Source organism: Chitinophagaceae bacterium (assembly GCA_030053935.1).
Classification (GTDB): domain Bacteria; phylum Bacteroidota; class Bacteroidia; order Cytophagales; family JASGCU01; genus JASGCU01.
On the sequence record JASGCU010000048.1, the window covers coordinates 16,730 to 18,119 of the forward strand.

1 protein-coding gene is annotated in these 1,390 nt (G+C 32.4%); it reads right to left on the minus strand.

Features of this window, described 5'->3' with window-relative positions; genetic code table 11:
- Positions 1–1,390 (minus strand): hypothetical protein (locus QM536_06210; GenBank protein MDI9356597.1); only part of this gene is annotated, 1,390 nt, incomplete at both ends.

Here is a 1,390-nt window from a genome sequence, read left to right on the forward strand (position 1 = left end):
TTCTGTTCCTTCTGTTCCTTCTGTTTCTTCTGTTTGTGGTTCTTTTTCTTTTATTTCTTCCTCTACGGTAAAACTAACGGTGAGTTTTTTTTGTTTTGGAAAGTATTTTTTTTGGAATGTTTCTATAACATTTTGAGTAAATTCCCAATCTCCCAACTGAAGAGCAAATACTTGGGATGATTTTCTCGTTATTTTAGATTCTTCTCGAATGGTTTTGTTAAATTCTGCGTTATTAGAGAGAATGAATATTTTATTTTGTGTGTATAGAAAGTGAAACCATACCTCTTCTGTTATATAAATAAAAACACTCACAAATGTTTCACTCTTGTCGGGTATTATTTCCACAAATCCTTTTGTATGTATATTTATATCCGTGTTTCCTATGTTTGCTAATCCGATGGAAGCAAGGGGATTATACCACGTACCTTTTTGTCTATCCCATTTCATCTGTATTTTAGAAAGAACTATAGGTTTGAGAAAAGCAGGAGATATGGATAGAGGGGAAATATAGTCCTCTCCTTCTAGTTTTTTGAGTAGAGATTGGGATTCGGATTCGGGTAAAAAGTGAGCAATGTTTGGAAGGATGTGTTCGGTAAAGTAATCATTTGATTCTATAACAGAATGTGAATGATCGGTATTATCAACATTATGAATTATTTCTTCAGCAATGAGAGGAAGGGATTTTGGAGATGTAAAAAAGTTAAAAACTAAGAAGCCAGTAAAATTCATGGTAGAAGAATCTATTTTATAATTTCCTTCTCCTGCTGCGGTTATGTTAAAAAACTCTGCCTGTGGTTCTATAAAACGAAAGGCACCTTGGAATTGCATTTGTTTTTCTCGATCATCGTAAGTAAATCTTTCTTTTTGTAAGAATTGATTATCTTTTTCCTCAGATATTATTTCTTCGTCTTTGGGAATGGATAGGTCTAAGAGTTTTGTAGTTATTGCTTTGGAAAAATTTTCTGCTCTATATTGTTCTTTTTCTTTATCATAAAAGAAGAATCCTTTTGCGGTAAAAACATCTATATCGGCAATATCATTTTTTCGGGTAAGAAAAGAATGGTACATTTTTTTTGCTCTATTATCATAGTATATTCCAATATGAACGGGGATACTTTCATCAAGTTTTGCTGTTTCTAAAAAAGAATACACTCCCAATTCATTGTTATATTTGTAAAAAGAGAGATAGTTTTTGACATCTATGTTTTTGAGAATCGGTTTTATACTTCCTTCTATGGAAAGGTCTTTTTTATCGGGATACATAGTTGCTTTCGCTTGCAAAAGAAACCCTGGAAAATAGCGAAAATCGGTAGTTTTTTCTTCTATAACGCCGTGTGCAATGGTTCTACGGGCATATTTAGAGGAAGATTTTATTTTTGTGCTGTCCATA